The sequence below is a fragment of the Sphingomonas insulae genome (assembly GCF_010450875.1).
GTDB classification, from domain to species: domain Bacteria; phylum Pseudomonadota; class Alphaproteobacteria; order Sphingomonadales; family Sphingomonadaceae; genus Sphingomonas; species Sphingomonas insulae.
In genome coordinates, this window is sequence record NZ_CP048422.1 from 1,414,766 (window position 1) to 1,432,059 (window position 17,294).

Below are 17,294 nucleotides of genomic sequence, written 5' to 3' on the forward strand. Positions count from 1 at the left end.
GGGCGTTGCCCGGTATGAACCTGCGGAATGGCCGTTGGTGCCGACGCGTTTTTGTCGGAAGAGAGTGTATTCGATGCTCATTCTGGAAGGGCTGGCCGCGGTTGCGGCGATCGTGGCCGGCACGGACAGCCCGCCCGCTGCGGCGACGCTGGCGCCGGGAACGGTCGCCATCGCCCCCGCTGCGGGACCGGCACTGTCGAGCGAGGCGGCGCGCGTCTTCGACGATGCGGTGCAACGGGCGATGTTGCGAGCGCGGTTCACGCCGCTGCCGGGCCAGGGACACGGTCGATACGCGGCGAGCGTCACGGTGACGCGGACATCCCGCGGGGTCGTCGCCGCCGAAGGCCGCCCCGCTCCGCCGCCGCTGGCGAACCTGAACGGCAGCGTCAGCGTCGCTTTGTCCCCCGGAGGCGAGCGATTGAGCGACCTGGTGGTGACCGAATTGAAGGTCGTCCTCTCCCGCCGTGGCGATGCCCGGCCGGTATGGTCGGGCAGTGCCGTCACCGCACGGGTCACCGGTAACCGGACGGGCGGGATCGATCTGGTCGCGCAGACGCTGGCCGATGCGGTGATGGCGCAATTTCCCCGGCAGGCGGCAGGTCCGGTGTCGATCCCCTGACGCTCATCCGGTCAGCGCGTGCGCCGTCACCGTCGATGACGATGGCGATGGCGATGGCGATGGCACCTCTGCCGAAGGGGCCATCGCCGCACCGATCAGCAGCAGGGCGGGATCCGTGCTGCCGATCGCGCGCACAAGGAACGACAAGGCATCCAGCCGACCGCGGATCAGCCGTTCGTCGGGCAGCGAGACGTTGACCGCGATGACCACCGGCGTGTCCGCGGCAAGGCCCGCTTGCATCAGTTTGCGCGCGATCTCGCCCGCCGCGGCGCGGCCCATATAGACCGCGAGCGTCGCATCGGGACGGGCGAGCGCGGTCCAGTCGAGGTCCAGCGGTTCGCCCTGCCGGGCATGCGCGGTGACGAAGGTCAGCGATCGGGCCAGCCCGCGCAACGTCAGCGACAGCGTGCCGGATGCCGCCGCCGCGCTTGCCGCGGTGATGCCGGGGCAGACGTGGACGGCGATGCCGGCCGCGGCACAGGCCCGTATCTCCTCCGTCGACCGGCCGAATACGGATGGATCGCCGCCCTTCAGGCGCACCACGCGCTTGCCGGCGCGGGCGGCGGCGACGATCAGGTTGTCGATCGTGCCCTGATCCTTCGAATGGCGGCCGGATCGTTTGCCGACGCCGATCCGCTCGACGCCCGCCGGGAGCAGGTCGAGCACGCCGGGACCGACCAACGCATCGTAGAAGACGATGTCCGCCGCCTGGATCAGCCGTTCGGCCTTGCGGGTCAGCAGGTCGGGATCGCCGGGTCCGGCGCCGACGAGCCAGACGGTGCCGGGGGCGATGGCGTCATGCGGCATGGGTGGAGCCTTCCTGCAAGAGCTTGGCGAGCGCGGGGCGGCACGAGCCGCAATTGGTGCCCGCCTTCAGGGCGGTGCCGATCGCGGCGACGTCGGTCAGCCGGCGTTCGGCGATGGCGGCGAGGATCGTCGCCAGCCCCACGTCGAAACAGGCGCAGACGATCGGGCCGCGGTCGACCTGCTTGCCCGGCGCGCGGCCGGCAAGCAGCGTCGGGGCCGCCTGCGCCTCCGCCAGCTGTGCGACCAGCCAGTCGCGCGGCGGCAACTTGCCGTCGCGGGTGACAAACAGCGCGGCCGCCAGCCGTCCGTGCTGGAGGATGGCGATGCGCCGGGTGCCACGGGCCCCATCGATCGCCTCCAGCCGCTCGCCCGCCGGCAACAGCGCGTCGAGCCGCGCGGCATCGCCGTTGCCCGCCAGGTCCCACGCAGTGCCGCACGGCACGGCGATGCGGGTCGCCCACAGGCAGGCGGGCCGCGCGGCGAGTTCGCCGGCGACGATGACGAAGCCGCGCCAGGCGGTGGCGACCGGGGCGATCCGCGCCGGGGTCGATTTGAAACCGGGCTGGCCGGAAATCGGATCGGCGAGCGGTCGCGGCAGCAGGCCGGTGCGCCCGCCGGTCGCGGTGCGATCGGTCCAGTGGATCGGCGTGAACAATTCGCCGGCGCGCTGCGTCGCGACGACCGCGACCCGGAACAGGCTGTCGCCCTGCGCCGTCGCGACACGGGCGAGGCCGCCGTCTTGCAGCGCAAGCCGTGCGGCGTCGTCGGGATGCACCTCGACCAGCGGTTCTTCGCGATGGCGGGCGAGCCTGGGCGACAGGCCGGTGCGGGTCATGCTGTGCCACTGGTCGCGGTAGCGGCCGGTGTTGAGCGTCATCGGCCATTCCGCCAGCGGCGCGACAAGCGGCTTTTGCGTCACCGGCACCAGTCGCGCACGCCCGTCGGGCGTTGGAAAGCGGCCGTCGGCAAACGGCGTGCCGCCCCATCGGAACGGCTGCATCGCGTCATAGGCGGCATTGCCGCCCGCGGCGTGCCCGGGCAAGGCGAACAGCCGCGACCCGTCGTTTTCATAGGCCGACAGACGGCAATGTTCACGCCAGATCTCGGCAGGCCGATCATAGGCGAAGGCGGTCTTCCACCCCATCCGCCGGGCGACCTGCGTCACGATCCACCAGTCCGGCCTCGCGTCGCCGGGCAGCGGCAGGAAGGCGCGCTGGCGGCTGATCGTGCGATCGGAATTGGTGACGGTGCCGTCCTTCTCGCCCCAGGCGGCGGCGGGCAGGCGCACGTGCGCATGGACGCTGGTGTCGGTGTCGGCGATCACGTCGCTGACCACGACGAACGGGCAGCGCGCCAGCGCCTCGCGCACCCCGCCCGCATCCGGCATGGACACGGCCGGATTGGTCGCCATCACCCACAATGCCTTGATCCGGCCGTGGCCAAGCTCGCGGAACAGGTCGATCGCCTTCAGCCCCGGTCTGGTCGCCATGTTGGGCGCCGCCCAGAAGCGGCCGACGCGCGCGACATTGTCGGGTGCGAAGTCCATGTGCGCGGCGAGCGTCGTGGCGAGGCCGCCGACCTCGCGTCCGCCCATCGCATTGGGCTGTCCGGTGATCGAGAACGGTGCCGCGCCGGGCTTGCCGATGCGGCCGGTCGCGAGATGGACGTTGAGGATCGCATTGACCTGATCGGTGCCGGCGAGCGACTGGTTCACGCCCTGGCTGAAGATCGTGACGGTACGGGGCGTCGCGGCGAACAGGTCGAAGAAGCGCCGGAGGTCGTCCGGCGCCACATCGCAGGTGCGCGCGGTCGACCATAGATCGCTGCCCTCTTCGAACCCGTCCCAGAAACCGGCCGGCGTCGCGACATGGGCGGCGAGGAAGGCATCGTCGACCACGCCCGCGGCACGCGCCCAGGCCAGCAGGCCGTGCATCAGCGCGACATCGGTGCCGGGGCGGATCGCCAGGTGCAGATCCGCCTCGTCCGCCGTCTCAGTCCGGCGCGGATCGATGACGACCAATGTCGTCCCCCGCGCGGCGCGGGCGGCCTGGATGCGCTGATAGACGATCGGGTGGCACCAGGCGGTATTGCTGCCGACCAATACGATCAGGTCGGCAGCGTCGAGGTCCTCGTAGCGCGCCGGCACGATGTCTTCACCGAATGCACGGACATGGCCGGCGACCGCGCTCGACATGCAGAGCCGCGAATTGGTGTCGATATTGGCCGAGCCGATGAAGCCCTTCATCAGCTTGTTGGCGACATAATAGTCCTCGGTCAGCAACTGGCCGGAGACGTAGAAGGCGACGCTGTTCGGCCCGTGTTGTGCGATGGTGTCGCGAAAGCGTTTGGCGACGAGGTCGAGCGCCTTGTCCCACGATGCGCGGCGCCGGCCGATCATCGGTGTCAGCAGGCGCTGGTCGAGGCCGATCGTCTCGCCGAGGTGCGTGCCCTTGGAACACAGGCGACCGCGGTTGGCGGGGTGGTCGGGATCGCCGGCGATGGTCGCGGTACGCGCGCCCGTCGGGGTGGCCAAGATGCCGCAGCCGACGCCGCAATAGGCGCAGGTGGTGCGGATGCCTGTCAAAGCCCATTCGCTTTCGAAGAATTGCGCATGAGAGCTTGTTGTGAACCTGCCTCGCAGACGTCGTCAGCCCGGCCCCGTTCCGAGGTCCACCGTGCCGCAACGGCTGGACACGAGGCTCGAATGGGTCGCCCCGCCGCGGAGTGGACCCCGGAATGAGTCCGGGGTGACGGAGGAGATGGGGGAGCGGCAGTCCTTTCCATGCCGAGGAGGAGCAGGGCGCCCGTCACGCCGCCGCCTGCAAGGCGCCGGTGCGGCAGATCAGGACGCGGCCGCCGGTGATCTTGACCGGGATGACGGGCGTGCAGCCCTTGTCCCCGCCCAGCGCCTCTCCGGTCGTCAGCGAGATACGCCAATTGTGCAGCGGACAGGCGACCGCGCCGCCGTGGACGATGCCCTGCGACAGCCGGCCATGCTTGTGCGGGCAGCGGTCGAGCAGGGCGAAGACCTTGCCCTCGCCGGTGCGGAACAGCGCGATGTCGTCGCCGCCGGTGACCTGTACCGTCCGGCTGCCCCGCACGGGGATTTCATCGACCCAGCCGATATCGAGCCATTCGCCGGTCATGCCATTTCCCTCACGTTGTCGAGAGGCGTGAAGACGGCCATCGGCGCGTGCTGTTCGCGCTCCTCGCCGCCGGCACGCGCGGCCCACGGATCGTCCTGCATGAAGCGTTGCGAGAACAGGAAGCGCTCGGCAAGCGCGTCGCGCCCTTCGGCATCGTCGGCGATCCGTTCGCGGATGTATGCGACGCCGACCCGCTCGATCCACGGGGCGGTGCGTTCCAGATACCGCGCCTGTTCGCGGTACAATTGGATGAAGGCGGCGCAATGATGCATCGCCTCTGCCTCGGTCGCGACCTTGCACAGGAAGTCGGTGGCGCGCACCTTGATGCCGCCGTTGCCGCCGACGTGCAATTCGTAGCCGCTGTCGACGCAGACCACGCCGAAATCCTTGATCGTCGCCTCGGCGCAATTGCGCGGGCAACCGGATACGGCGATCTTGAACTTGTGCGGCATCCAGCTGCCCCAGGTCATCCGTTCGATCTTGACGCCGAGGCCGGTCGAATCCTGCGTACCGAAGCGGCACCATTCGCTGCCGACGCAGGTCTTCACCGTGCGCAGCGACTTGCCATAGGCATGCCCGCTGACCATGCCGGCGGCGTTGAGGTCGGCCCAGACCGCGGGCAGATCCTCTTTCTTGATGCCGAAGATGTCGAGCCGCTGGCCGCCGGTCACCTTGACCATCGGCGCATCGAATTTCTCGACCACGTCGGCGATCGCGCGCAATTCCCTGGGGCTGGTCAGGCCGCCCCACATCCGCGGCACGACCGAATAGGTGCCGTCCTTCTGGATGTTGGCGTGCATGCGTTCGTTGACGAAGCGGCTCTGCTGGTCGTCCTTATAGTCGCCGGGCAGTGCGCAGAGCAGATAATAGTTGAGCGCCGGGCGGCACGACGAACACCCGTCCGGCGTCGACCAGTGCAGCTTCTGCATGACCTCGGGGATCGATCGCATGCCCTGCGCGACGATCTCGCGCCGGACATCGTCATGGCCGAAGCTGGTGCATTTGCACATCGTCTTGGGTCCGGCCTGCACCTCGTCGCCGAGTGTCAGCGCCAGCAGCGTCTCGACCAGGCCGGTGCACGAGCCGCAGCTGGCCGACGCCTTGCAGGTGGTCCGCACCGCATCGAGGCTGTGCGCGCCCTTGGCGATGCAGCCGACGACCTGCCCCTTGGTGACGCCGTTGCAGCCGCAGATTTCCGCCGTGTCGGAAAGCGCCGCAACGGCGGCCTTAGGGTCCGCCGCGCCCCCTCCCGAGGCGAAGGACTGGCCGAAGATCAGCATGTCGCGGATCGGCGCGACATCCTCGCCGCGCTTCAACAGGTCGAAATACCAGCCGCCGTCGGTGGTGTCACCGTACAGCACGGCGCCGACCACCTTGTCGCCGCGCACGACGACCCGCTTGTAGACGCCGCGGCTGGCATCGCGCAGCACGATGTCTTCCGCGCCGTCGCCGCCGGAAAAGTCGCCCGCCGAAAACACGTCCAGGCCGGCGACCTTCAGCTTGGTCGACGTCACCGATCCGCGATAGCCGCTGTGCCGCCCGACCAGCCCGTCGGCCAGGGCGCGGCACATGTCCCACAGGGGTGCGACCAGGCCATAGACGTTGCCGTCATGTTCGACGCATTCGCCGACCGCCAGGATCGCGGGGTCGCTGGTGACCATGTGGTCGTCGACCTTGATGCCGCGGCCGATCGCCAGCCCGGCATCGCGCGCCAGCGCGACCGAAGGGCGGATGCCGACCGCCATCACCACCAGGCTGGCGGGGATGACCGTACCGTCCTTCAGCGCCACGCCCTCGACCCTGCCGTCGCCGACGATGCCGGCCGTGTGCGCTTCGGTCAGGATGGTTTGACCGCGCGCCTCCAGCGCCTGTTTCAGCAGCCAGCCCGCCGCCTCGTCCAGCTGCCGTTCCATCAGCGTTGGCATCAGGTGAATGACGGTCACCTTCATGCCGCGCAGCGTCAGGCCGTGTGCCGCCTCCAGCCCCAGCAGCCCGCCGCCGATCACCACCGCATCGCCGCCCGCATCGGCGGCGGCGAGCATGTGGTCGACGTCGGCCATGTCGCGGAAGCTGATGACGCCGGGTAGGTCCTTGCCCGGCACCGGGATGATGAACGGGTCGGAGCCGGTGGCGATCAGCAGCCGGTCATAGCCGACGGTGCGACCGGAGCGCGCCGTCACCGTCCGGGCCGCGCGGTCGATCGCCCGTACCGGATCGCCCGACACCAGTTCGATGCCGTTGTCGGCATACCAGGCGGCATCGTTGATGACGATCTGTTCGAACGTCTTTTCGCCAGCCAGCACCGGCGACAGCATGATCCGGTTGTAGTTCACATGCGGTTCGGCACCGAAGATCGTCACGCGATAGCGGGCGGGGTCGCGCGCGATCAGCTCCTCCACCGCACGGCAGCCGGCCATGCCGTTGCCGATGACGACGAGGTGTTCCTGTGGTTGCGTCATATCGTCCAGTCCAGTTGGAGCCAGAGTTTGCGGGTATCGGTGGCGAAGCGGTCGGCGCGGTAATCGGCATAGCGGAGCGCTGCGGTGGTGCGGCCGATCCTGGCCTGCGCGAGCAGGTCGACCTCGTTGCCGTAATGGCGGATCAGCCGGTCGCTCTCGAAGCGATGGTAGATCGCCTGGAACGACACGTTTTTCAGCGTGCCGAGCTGCTTCCATCCCCAGCCGGCGCTGGCGTACAGGTCGCGGACGCCGTCGGGCGGCGTGGTGGTGAACTTGTCCGCCCATCCCTGGAATTTGAACACCGACGACAGCGGGGTCTGGAAGCTGGTGAGCGCGGTGCCGCGATCGGCGCCGAGCACTTCATAGCCGGCGCCCAACTTCGGCCCGGCGAGATCGACCGCGACATCGGCGAGCCAGTAATCGGCGCGATAATCGTTGGGGTTGCGGTGATAGTCGGACTGGCGGGCGTGGCTGGCCTGCCAAGCGACGCTGGTCCTGCCGAACGTGCGCGACCCCGACAGCCGCACGCCATAGCTTTGGCTCGACAGGCGATAGCCCTGCACCGGCGCCTCGTCCTGGTCGACCAGATAGGCGAAGCCGGTCAGCGTGCCGATCGGCGACGCCCAGCCGAGCGTCGCAAAGACATTGTCGCCGCCCACCGCCTGTTGCCGCGCGCCGGCGCCATCGATGCCCCAGATCGTGCGGACGCCCCAGGCATAGGTCACGTCGGCCTTCACGCCCTTGGCCGGCACCACTTCGGCCCGCACCGCATCGAAGGTCTGGGCATTGTTGCGAAACGCGGCATTGCCGACGAAACGTTCGTCGTCGATCGCGATCCGCTGCCGGCCCGCGGTGACGGTCAACGGCGCGGTGCGATATTGCAGCTGCGCACGGTACAGCGCGATATTCTGCGGATCGCCGACCTGCGGGCGGAGGTTCGCCGCCCCGTGCAGGCCATCGTAATAATCATCGACGATCGCAAGATTGCCCTGCGCCTCGACCAGTGCCGACCAGGCGCCCTGGCGGGCCTGTACCCCGGCGCGGATGCGCGCGACGACCGCATCCGCGCGATCGGGCAGGCCGTCCTGGTCGACATGTTCGTAGCGCAGCCGCGCATCGGCGAGCGGGGTCAGCGTCTGCGCCGCGGCAGGTGCCGTGCAGGCGATCGAGAGGAGGGGAAGGGCGGTGGCAAAGCGCATGTCAGATCCGAACCATACCGGCGGCGCCCCAGCGCGCACGCCATCCGCGCTTCACTAGCGTCAGTCCGGCGAGAGCGACCAGCGCGAGGCCGGCAAAGATCAGGAAGCCTGACGAAAAGCTGCCCGTCAGCTGCTTGGCGACGCCCAGCGACGAGGCGAGGTAGAAGCCGCCGATGCCACCGGCGAAACCGACCAGCCCGGTCATCACGCCGATTTCGGCGGCGAAGCGCTGCGGCACCAGCTGGAATACCGCGCCGTTGCCGGTGCCGAGCGCCAGCATCGCGCAGACGAACAGCGCCAGCGCCGATTGCACGCTCGTCGCCATGCCGACGCCGGCGAGGGCGAGCGCGGCGACGACGAACACCCCGGTCAGCGCCTTCACCCCGCCGACGGCATCGGCCAGCGCGCCGCCCATCGGCCGCACCAGCGATCCGGCGAACACACAGGCCGCGGTGCAATAGCCGGCCTGGATCGTCGTCAGCCCGAACCGGTCGGTGAAATAGATCGGCAGGCTGGCGGCCAGCCCCACGAAACCGCCGAAGGTCACCGCGTAAAAGCCCATCAGCCACCATGCATCGGCACTTTTCAAGGGCGTCAGATACTGGCCGAAGCTCTTGGGCGCGGGCGCGTTCGGTGCGTCCTTTGCCAGCAGCATGTAAGCGACGAACACCAGCGCCAGCGGAATGCAGGCAAGGCCGAGCACCGCATTCCAGCCGAACAGCTTGGCGAGCGCTGGCGCGAACAGCGCGGCAAGCACCGTTCCGGAATTGCCCATGCCGGCGAGGCCCATCGCCTTGCCCTGATGCTGCGGCGGATACCAGCGGCTGGCGAGCGGCAGTGCGATCGCGAAGCTGGCGCCGGCGAACCCCAGTATCACTCCCAGCGCCAGCGTGCCCGCAAAGCTGTTCACACCCATTGCCCAGGCGCTGAACAACCCGGCGATGACGATGATCTGGCTGATCGCGCCCGCTTTCTTCGGCCCGATGCGATCGACGAGCAGGCCGTTGACGACGCGCAGGATCGCGCCCGCCAGAGTCGGGGTCGCGACCATCAGCCCCTTTTCCGCCGGCGTCAGTGCCAGCGTCTTGGCGATCTCCGGCGCCAGTGGCCCCAGCAGCACCCACACCATGAAGGCAAGGTCGAAATACAGGAATGCGGCGATCAGCGTCGGCGTATGGCCGCTCGCCCAGAAGCCGGTCTTGTCGCTCGTTCGATCGTCTTGCCAGATTGCCGTGGCCATGTGCCGTCCCCCATCTGCGATGGACAAAGAAAAAGCCGCCAGGACGGCGGCCATTGCTGGCTGCATCCTGGCGGCTTCGTTGCCGTTCAAGGGGAGGGCGCTCGCCAATCCCCATGTCGTCGCCACCGCCCTTCGTTGGATGGTGTCGCCGTCTATTTCGTGTCCGGCGTCATCGCCCGACGATCAGGAAGCTGCCTGATTCGCGGGGTAAGTGCAAGGGGGTTTCGCACATGCAGCAAACTGGACCGGTGGTGGTCGTGGATGGTCCTCTCAAGGACAATGCGACTGCCGGACGCCTCTGCCCGTCATCCCGCGAACGCCGGGATGGCGGGTGGGGTGGCGGCGGCGGGGTGGAAGGGAATGGAGGTTAGTCCAGCCCCCGCAGATAGGCCGGTATCTCGTCCGGGTCGAAGGCGCGCCCGTCGAAGAAGCGGTCGCTGCCGAGGATCAGCCGCCCCTGTGTCGCCCCGACCCCGGTCGCCGAACCGATCGACCCTTCCATCTTCGAACTGGCGCCGGGCAGCGTCGCCGACGATCCGGCCAGCGCGGCCCGGTACAGGTCGGGGCGGAACACGCCCTCCGCCGCCTTCGCCTCCTCTTCCGCAAACGGCGTACCGTCCCATCGCGTCATCTGCGAATAGAGCCAGGCCGCCTGGCTGCGCCACGGGAAGTTCGCCGCCTCGCGATACTGGAACATGAAGTCGGGGATGTGCAGCGCCGCGCCATCGCGTGCCAATCGCACCCGGTCGGTGATCGCGCGCAGGATCGTCGCGGCCGGCGCATCGCAATATTCCCGGCGCGACAGGATCGCCGCGCTGTCCTCCGCCGTGTCCGGCGCGACGAAATGCGCGGCGGCGCGGTGCAGCGCCCGCAGCAATGCCGCGACCTCCTCGCCGCGCTCGGCGGCGGCGTCGGCGCGCATCGCCAGCACCTTTTCGACGCCGCGCCGCCAGATCTGGGCGGTCACCAGAGCGATCCGGCCGACGCCGCGATCCACGGCGATGCTGTTCCAAGGTTCGCCGACGCAGATCCCGTCGACCTCGCCGGCCGCCAGCGCATCGGCGGCGAACGGCGGGCTGGTGACGACGATCTCGACGTCCAGATCGGGACGCACGCCGACGGCCGCCAGCCAATAGCGCAGCATGTAATTGTGGCTCGAATAGCGATGCACCACGCCGAACCGCAAACGTCGCCCGGTGGCGACCACGGCGCGCAGTCTCTCGCCCAGCCTGACCGGATCGGCCAGCCCGTCGCCCAGTCCTACCGTCTCGGCAAGCGCGGTCGACAGCGTCACGGCATTGCCGTTCAGTCCCAGCACGAAGGGGACGGCCAGCGGCACTGCGGGCCGCCCGCGCCCCAGCGTCGTCGCGATCGCCAGCGGCGCGACCATGTGCGCGGCATCGGTATGGCCGTACAGCAACCGGTCGCGCACCGTCGCCCAGGTGAGGTCGCGGACGAGGTCGATGGCGACGCCTTCGCTGGCGGCAAAGCCCTGTTCCTTCGCAAGGATCGGCAGTGCGGCGTCGACCAGCGGCAGGAATCCGATGCGGAAGAGGGGGAGCGTCACGGCAGGTCTCCCATCAGCGCATCGCTGGTGACGATCGCCTCGGCGATCTCGGCGATGCGGCGGTTCGATTGCATCGCATGGCTGCGCAACAGCGCATAGGCGGCGGGTTCGTCGAGGTGGCGGCGACGCATCAGGATCGCCTTGGCCCGGTCGATCGCCTGCCGGTCGGCCAGCGCGCTCTTCGCCTCGGCCAGTTCGGCCTGCAACCGGGCAAAGGCCTGGAACCGGCGGATGGCGAGGTCGAGCACCGGCTTGATCCGCTGCCGGGCGAGGCCGTCGACAATATAGGCGGACACGCCGGCATCGACCGCCGCCGCCGTCGATTCGGCATCGCTCTGGTCGACGAACATTGCGATCGGTCGGGCCAGCGCGCGGCTCATCGCGAAGAAATCCTCCAGCACGTCGCGGCTCGGGTTCTCCAGGTTGACCAGCACCACCTCGGGCCGCGCCGCCTCCAGCTGCGCCAGCATCGGCCCGCCGGGATCGATCAGCACCAGATCGCCCAGGGCCGCATCGCGCAGGCCCTCAAAGATGATCGCGGCGCGCGTCCGGCTGGTGTCGATGATCGCGATCCGCATGGGCCGATCCTATGCTGCCCCGCAGCACATTGCCATTCCGGACCGGTAAGCGGCTTGCACGACATTGGAAAACGCAGCCTGTGCGATTGCGCCGGGCGGCGTTGCGGGCAACAAGTGCGCAATGACAGGAAAGCCTATGCGTATCGTCCTTGCCCTAATGCTGCTGTCGGCATCGCCGATCGTCCAGGCGAGTGCGCCGTTGCCCGCCCCTGGTCCGGCCGCGTCGACCACCGCGCAGGACGCCGCGTTGCTGAAGTTCCTGGACGAGGCCTATGACAGGCAGCTCGATCTCAGCCCGGAATCGCTGACGCAGCTCGGTTTCAAGACGCACTACGACCGGCTCGACGATTACACCGACGCCGCCGCAATCCGCGCGCAGGCGTTGAGCGAGCGTCAGCTGAAGGCGATGCGTGCCCGCTTCCCACCCGAGCAATTGGGCGAGAGCGCCCGCGTCAGCTTCCGCCTGTTCGAATATGAGGTGGAGCGGGGCCGCCAGTCGCTGCCGTTCCGCAAGCTGCGCTTTCCGGTGTCGACCAACGGCAGCCCGGCGGGCGACATTCCCGTGCTGCTCATCAACAACCACAAGGTCGATACACTCGCCGACGCACGGGCCTATATCGCCCGGCTGCGCGATACCGAACGCGTCATGCGCGAAGTCACGACGACGATGCGCGAACAGGCGGCGGCGGGGATCATCCCCAACAAGGTGAATTTCGCCCCCGCGCGCGCCGATGCCCGCGCGGTCGTCACCGGCGTGCCGTTCGACGCCGGCGCGGATTCGACCGTGATGGCCGATTTCCGCAAGAAGGTGACGGCCCTGCACCTGCCCGCCGCGACGCAGGCCACGCTGCTTGAGGACGCGCGTGCGGCACTGACCGGGCCGTTCCGTCGTGGCTATGACATGCTGTTCGCGACGCTGGACGCGATCGAGCCGCTGTCGAAGGGCAATTTCGGCGCTTGGAGCCTGCCGAACGGTGCCGCCTTCTACGCCGACCGGTTGAAGAGCGCGACCACCACCGATCTGACCGCGGACCAGATCCACGCGCTCGGCCTGCGCCAGGTCGCGGCGATCCGGCAGGAGATGGAAGCGATAAAGCGCGAGGTCGGCTTTACCGGCACGCTGGAGCAGTTCTTCGACAAGGTCCGCACCGATCCGCAGTTCAAATATCCGAACACGGCGGGGGGCGCGAGCAGTATCTGGGCGATGCGCGCGGCGTGATCGCGTCGGTGATGACCGCAGCGCCCCGCTATTTCCGGGTGCTGCCCAAAGCGCCGCTGGAGGTGCGCGCGGTCGAGAAATGGCGCGAGAAGACGGCTTCGACCGCCTTCTACAATCCGCCGTCGGCGGACGGATCGCGGCCGGGCATCTATTACGTCAACTTGGTCGACATGAACCAGACGCAGAAGGTGCAGGTCGCCGGCATCGCCGCGCACGAGGGGGCGCCCGGCCACCATTTCCAGATCGCGCGCCAGCAGGAGCTGGTCGGCATCCCGAAATTCCGCAAGTTCGGCGGCTATGGTGCCTATGTCGAGGGATGGGGCCTGTATTCGGAGCGGCTTGCCAACGAAATGGGCATCTACAAGGACCCCTATGCCCGGTTCGGTATGTTGTCGTTGCAGGTGTGGCGGGCGATCCGGCTGGTGCTCGACACCGGCATTCATTCGAAGCGCTGGACCCGCGAACAGGCGATCGCCTATTTCCGGGCGAACAGTTCGGTTTCGGACACCGACATCGCGCGCGAGGTGGACCGTTATTTCAACTGGCCGGGGCAGGCGACCAGCTACATGGTCGGGCAGTTGAAGATCGCCGAATTGCGCGCTCGCGCCGAACGCGAACTGGGGCCGCGCTTCGACATCCGCGACTTCCACGAAGCGGTGCTGGACCAGGGCGCGTTGCCGCTCGACGTGCTCGACGAACAGGTCGGTCGCTACATCGCCGCGCACCGGCAATAAGCGGATGCCCGATCGTCGCGACCTGTTGAAGGGGGCCGTCGTCCTTCCCGTCGTCGGCTGGCCGCCGGCGGCTGCGGCGGCGGCCGATCCGCTGGTCCAGCCGGGCATCGCGCATGCCCTCGCGATCCGGCGCGCAAGGCAGATCGCTGATCTGCGCTACGATATCACGCTCGACCTGACCGCGGCGGATCGCGCCATCGGCGAGGTGGCGATCCGGTTCGACCGCCATGACGGCGGCGACCTCATCCTCGATTTCCGGGGCACGATGCTGGCGGCGCTGGTCGCGAACGGCACGCCGATATCGGTGGCGACGCGGCGCGATGGTCATCTGGTGCTGCCGGCCAGCGTGCTGAAGACCGGCGCCAACCTGCTTTCCGCCCGGTTCGAGACGCCGATCGCGGCGGCGGGCGCGGCGATCATCCGCTTCCGCGATCCCGCCGATGGCGGCGTCTACCTCTACACCCTGCTCGTCCCGTCAGACGCCAATCTGCTGTTCCCCTGTTTCGACCAGCCGGACCTGAAGGCGAAATTCCGCTGGCGGCTGACCACGCCGGCCGACTGGACGGTCATCGCCAACGGGCCGGTGGAGGCGCGCGAGCCGGTGGGCGCAACGGTGCGCTGGCGATTCGCGGAAACGGCGCCGATCTCCACCTACCTTGCCGCCTTCGCCGCCGGGCCGTGGGTCGGCACCACCTCGGCCCCCGCCGGTGAACGGCCGATCACGCTCTATGCCCGCCGCTTGCGCGCACGCGAAGTCGACGCGGACGTGCAACTGGCCACCAACCGCGCCGCGGTGCGCTGGCTCGCCGACTGGTTCGACGTGCCGTTCCCCTTCGCCAAGCTCGATCTGGTGCTCGCGCCCGCCTTCCCGTTCGGCGGGATGGAGCATGTCGGCGCGGTCTTCTACAACGAGGACCGGTTCGTCTTCCGCGAACCGCCGACGCTGCCGCAACGATTGTCGCGCGACCAGACCATCTATCACGAGATCAGCCACCAGTGGTTCGGCGATTTCGTGACGATGCGCTGGTTCGACGATCTGTGGCTGAAGGAGGGTTTCAGCACCTTCATGGCGGCGCGTATCCAGGCCGATCTGCAGCCGGACAGCAACGCATGGACGACGTTCCTGCTGTCGATCAAGACCCCCGCCTATCGCGCCGATGCGACCAGCGGCACCGCCCCCCTGTGGCAGGCGCTCGACAATCTTGACGCCGCCAAGAGCAATTACGGACCGATCGTCTACAACAAGGCGCCGGCGGTCATCAAACAATTGGCGTTCTACGTCGGGGAGGATGGTTTCCGCCGCGGGCTCAACCTGTTTCTTACCCGCCATGGCTATGCCAATGCGACGTGGCAGGATTTGCTCGGCGCCATCGGCGAGGCGTCGGGCGTCGATCTGGCGCAGTTCGGACGGCAATATGTGCTGCGCGCCGGCCTGCCGCGGATCGACACGCGCCTGCGCCTCGACGGCGGCACGATCGCCGCGCTCGACCTTGTCCAGCAACCGGCGCGTACGCTGCCCGGCGATCCCGGCGGAACATGGCCGATGAAGGTCCGCGTCCGCCTCGGCTATCGCGATCGCGATGACGTGGTGGTCGACGCCCGCTTCGACGGGGCGACGGCGCGTGTCGCGGCGGCCGTGGGGTTGCCGGCGCCCGACTATGTCTGGGCGAACGACGCCGACCAGGGCTATGGCCTGTTCATGCCCGATCCGCGCACGGTCGCATGGATCGCCGAAAAGGTCGGCACCGTTCGCGACAGCCTGCTCCGCGCGCTGCTGTGGAGCGCCTTGTGGGACGTGGTGCGCGACCTGCGGCTGTCGCCCGAACGCTATCTGGCCGTGCTGTTGCGCGAACTGGCCGGTGAGCGCGACGAACAGATATCGCGCACCATCCTGTCGCGGGGCGCGACCGCGCTCGACACCTATCTGACCGAGGCGCGGTCGGCACCGCTGCGCACCCGCTGGGAAGCGGCGCTGCTCGCGCGCATCGACGATACCTCGCTCGGTTATGGGTTGCGCAAGGACGCGCTCGACCGGTTGATCGCAACCGCGCGCACGCCGCTGGCGCTCGACCGGCTACGCGCGCTGCTGGCCGGGCGGGCGACGCTGGCGAACGACCCCATCCGCCAGCCGACCCGCTGGGCGATCGTGCGCCGGCTGGTGACGATCGACGCACCCGACGCCGCGGCGCTGTTCGCCGCCGAACGCCAGCGAGATACCTCGACCGAAGCGGCGAAGGATGCGTTCGTCACCGCCGCGGCGACACCGAGCGCGGCGGTAAAGAGCGCCTATTTCAAACGCTATTTCGACGACACCACGCTTAACGAGGCGTGGGCGAGCGAAAGCCTCACCGCGTTCAATGCGGATGCGCAGGCGACGCTGACCATCGGTTTCCTGCGGCCGGCGCTCGATCGGCTGCTGTGGATTCGCCAAAATCGCCGCATCTTCTTCCTGCCCGCATGGATCGACGCCTTCATCGGTGGCCAGGTGAGTGCAGAGGCGCTGGCCATCGTCGACGCCTTTCTCGCCGGCCAGCCGACCTTGCCGGTCGACGTCCGCCGCAAAGTGCTGCTGGCGCGCGACGAGCTGGAACGCACCGTGGCGATCCGCCGCACTCCCGCCTGATGCCGGCACCCCTCATCCTCGCGCGGATCGCTGCGATCGAACTGATGCGCATCGCATCGCCCGATGCGCATCAGGGCGCCGTCGCGGATGCGGATGCGGTCTATGCGATCGCCAACAGCGCGATCACCCGGATCAACAAGCGCGACGGCCGCATCCGGGCGGCCTGGCGCGGCGATCCGCTGCGCTACAAGCACGTCAACAGCTGCATCGTGCATGGCCGCGCGCTGGTCTGCGCGGCATCCAACTATCCGGATACGCCGATGCGCAGCCAGGTGCTGTGGTTCGACCGCGTCACCATGCGGCTCGAGCGCGAACGCGATCTCGGGGTGGGGGCAGGATCGCTGACCTGGCTCGACCGGCATGGCGGCGCGTGGTGGGCGGGGTTCGCCAATTACGACGGTCGCGGCGGAACGGCCGGCCGCGATCACCGTGCGACGGTGCTGGTCGAATACACGGCATCGTTCGTGGAGCGCCGCCGCTGGCGCTTCCCCGCGGCGGTGCTCGATCGCTTTGCCCCGCGCAGCACGTCCGGCGGCATTTGGGGCGACGACGGCCTGCTCTACGTCACCGGACACGACCGGCCGGAACTCTATGTGCTGCGAACGCCATGTGCGGGCGACACGCTCGATCTGGTCGAAACGATCGCCACGCCCACCGGCGGGCAGGCGATCGGCTGGGACGGTGCCGACCACCGCCGGCTATGGTCGATCGACCGGGCGGGATCGCAGGTGGTGCTCAGCGCGCTGCCCGGTGATCGTCCCGCCCGCCGACGGTGTTCCTAGCCTGTCGTCAGGATTTGCCGAACAGGCCGCCGAGCATTCCGCCCAGGCCGCCGGCGTTGTCGCCGCCGCCCAGCATGGCGCCCAGATTGCCGAGCGCGCCTTCGCCGCCCAGATGGCCGAGGATCTGCTGCAACGCATCCGGCGACAGGCCCGTCGATTCGGCTGCGCCCGCGACCGTATCGCCGGGCTGCGTATGGGCGACGCCCAGCGCGGAGATCGCGGCGGCGACCTGTTCGGGCGACAGGCCGATCTTCCCGGCGAGGTTGGCGATCTCGGGATTGCCGGCCACCTGGCCGAGGATGCCGTCCAACAGACCCATCG

15 protein-coding genes are annotated in these 17,294 nt (G+C 68.8%); 6 read left to right on the forward strand and 9 right to left on the reverse strand.

Annotation, left to right across the window (positions count from 1 at the left end; all coding sequences use genetic code 11):
- Window positions 1–73 precede the first annotated feature (73 nt).
- Entirely contained in the window at window positions 74–619 is a 546-nt protein-coding gene (locus tag GTH33_RS08250; RefSeq protein ID WP_163958005.1) for a hypothetical protein, read from the forward strand.
- Between the two features lie 3 nt (window positions 620–622).
- Here GTH33_RS08250 and cobA read toward each other — a convergent pair whose 3' ends face one another.
- From cobA to GTH33_RS08280, 6 genes are all read right to left on the reverse strand, one after another.
- Complete coding sequence (cobA, locus tag GTH33_RS08255) at window positions 623–1,426, reverse strand: uroporphyrinogen-III C-methyltransferase (protein WP_163958006.1); 804 nt, start codon at window positions 1,424–1,426, stop codon at window positions 623–625.
- Window positions 1,416–4,010 (reverse strand): nitrate reductase, encoded by a 2,595-nt coding sequence (locus GTH33_RS08260; protein WP_163958007.1) that lies wholly within the window; start codon window positions 4,008–4,010, stop codon window positions 1,416–1,418. Before GTH33_RS08260 ends, cobA begins: the two co-directional genes overlap by 11 nt.
- A 223-nt stretch (window positions 4,011–4,233) precedes the next feature.
- Complete coding sequence (gene nirD / locus GTH33_RS08265; protein WP_163958008.1) at window positions 4,234–4,572, reverse strand: nitrite reductase small subunit NirD; 339 nt, start codon at window positions 4,570–4,572, stop codon at window positions 4,234–4,236.
- Complete coding sequence (gene nirB, locus GTH33_RS08270) at window positions 4,569–7,031, reverse strand: nitrite reductase large subunit NirB (protein WP_163958009.1); 2,463 nt, start codon at window positions 7,029–7,031, stop codon at window positions 4,569–4,571. Before nirB ends, nirD begins: the two co-directional genes overlap by 4 nt.
- Complete coding sequence (locus GTH33_RS08275) at window positions 7,028–8,230, reverse strand: alginate export family protein (RefSeq protein ID WP_163958010.1); 1,203 nt, start codon at window positions 8,228–8,230, stop codon at window positions 7,028–7,030. The genes nirB and GTH33_RS08275 overlap by 4 nt, the downstream gene beginning before the upstream one ends.
- A gap of 1 nt (window position 8,231) precedes the next feature.
- Window positions 8,232–9,470, reverse strand: a complete 1,239-nt coding sequence (locus GTH33_RS08280) for a nitrate/nitrite transporter (protein WP_163958011.1) — start codon at window positions 9,468–9,470, stop codon at window positions 8,232–8,234.
- A gap of 19 nt (window positions 9,471–9,489) precedes the next feature.
- Between GTH33_RS08280 and GTH33_RS08285 the strand changes: the two genes are divergently transcribed.
- A complete protein-coding gene (locus GTH33_RS08285; RefSeq protein ID WP_163958012.1) occupies window positions 9,490–9,669 on the forward strand; it encodes a hypothetical protein in 180 nt (59 codons plus the stop codon).
- 168 nt (window positions 9,670–9,837) lie between these two features.
- Here GTH33_RS08285 and GTH33_RS08290 read toward each other — a convergent pair whose 3' ends face one another.
- Together GTH33_RS08290 and GTH33_RS08295 are read right to left on the reverse strand one after the other, a co-directional pair.
- Window positions 9,838–11,037, reverse strand: coding sequence for a CmpA/NrtA family ABC transporter substrate-binding protein (locus tag GTH33_RS08290; RefSeq protein ID WP_163958013.1), 1,200 nt, complete (start codon window positions 11,035–11,037; stop codon window positions 9,838–9,840).
- Entirely contained in the window at window positions 11,034–11,615 is a 582-nt protein-coding gene (locus GTH33_RS08295; protein WP_163958014.1) for an ANTAR domain-containing response regulator, read from the reverse strand. The genes GTH33_RS08290 and GTH33_RS08295 overlap by 4 nt, the downstream gene beginning before the upstream one ends.
- A 136-nt stretch (window positions 11,616–11,751) precedes the next feature.
- On the opposite strand from GTH33_RS08295, the gene GTH33_RS18460 reads away from it, so the two are divergent.
- Genes GTH33_RS18460 through GTH33_RS08315 form a run of 4 tightly spaced genes read left to right on the forward strand, consistent with a single transcriptional unit; the run spans window position 11,752 to window position 16,973 of the window.
- On the forward strand, window positions 11,752–12,834 hold the full coding sequence (locus GTH33_RS18460) for a DUF885 domain-containing protein (RefSeq protein WP_276508911.1): 1,083 nt from the start codon (window positions 11,752–11,754) through the stop codon (window positions 12,832–12,834).
- The gene (locus GTH33_RS18465; RefSeq protein ID WP_276508912.1) at window positions 12,813–13,568 is read left to right on the forward strand and encodes a DUF885 domain-containing protein; all 756 of its coding nucleotides are present in this window, start codon (window positions 12,813–12,815) and stop codon (window positions 13,566–13,568) included. Before GTH33_RS18460 ends, GTH33_RS18465 begins: the two co-directional genes overlap by 22 nt.
- A 4-nt stretch (window positions 13,569–13,572) precedes the next feature.
- Window positions 13,573–16,191 (forward strand): M1 family metallopeptidase, encoded by a 2,619-nt coding sequence (locus tag GTH33_RS08305; protein WP_208404200.1) that lies wholly within the window; start codon window positions 13,573–13,575, stop codon window positions 16,189–16,191.
- A complete protein-coding gene (locus GTH33_RS08315) occupies window positions 16,191–16,973 on the forward strand; it encodes a hypothetical protein (RefSeq protein ID WP_163958016.1) in 783 nt (260 codons plus the stop codon). Before GTH33_RS08305 ends, GTH33_RS08315 begins: the two co-directional genes overlap by 1 nt.
- Window positions 16,974–16,980: 7 nt before the next feature.
- Here GTH33_RS08315 and GTH33_RS08320 read toward each other — a convergent pair whose 3' ends face one another.
- Window positions 16,981–17,292: a hypothetical protein gene (locus GTH33_RS08320; RefSeq protein WP_163958017.1), complete on the reverse strand. Its 312-nt coding sequence runs from the start codon at window positions 17,290–17,292 to the stop codon at window positions 16,981–16,983.
- Window positions 17,293–17,294: the final 2 nt, after the last annotated feature.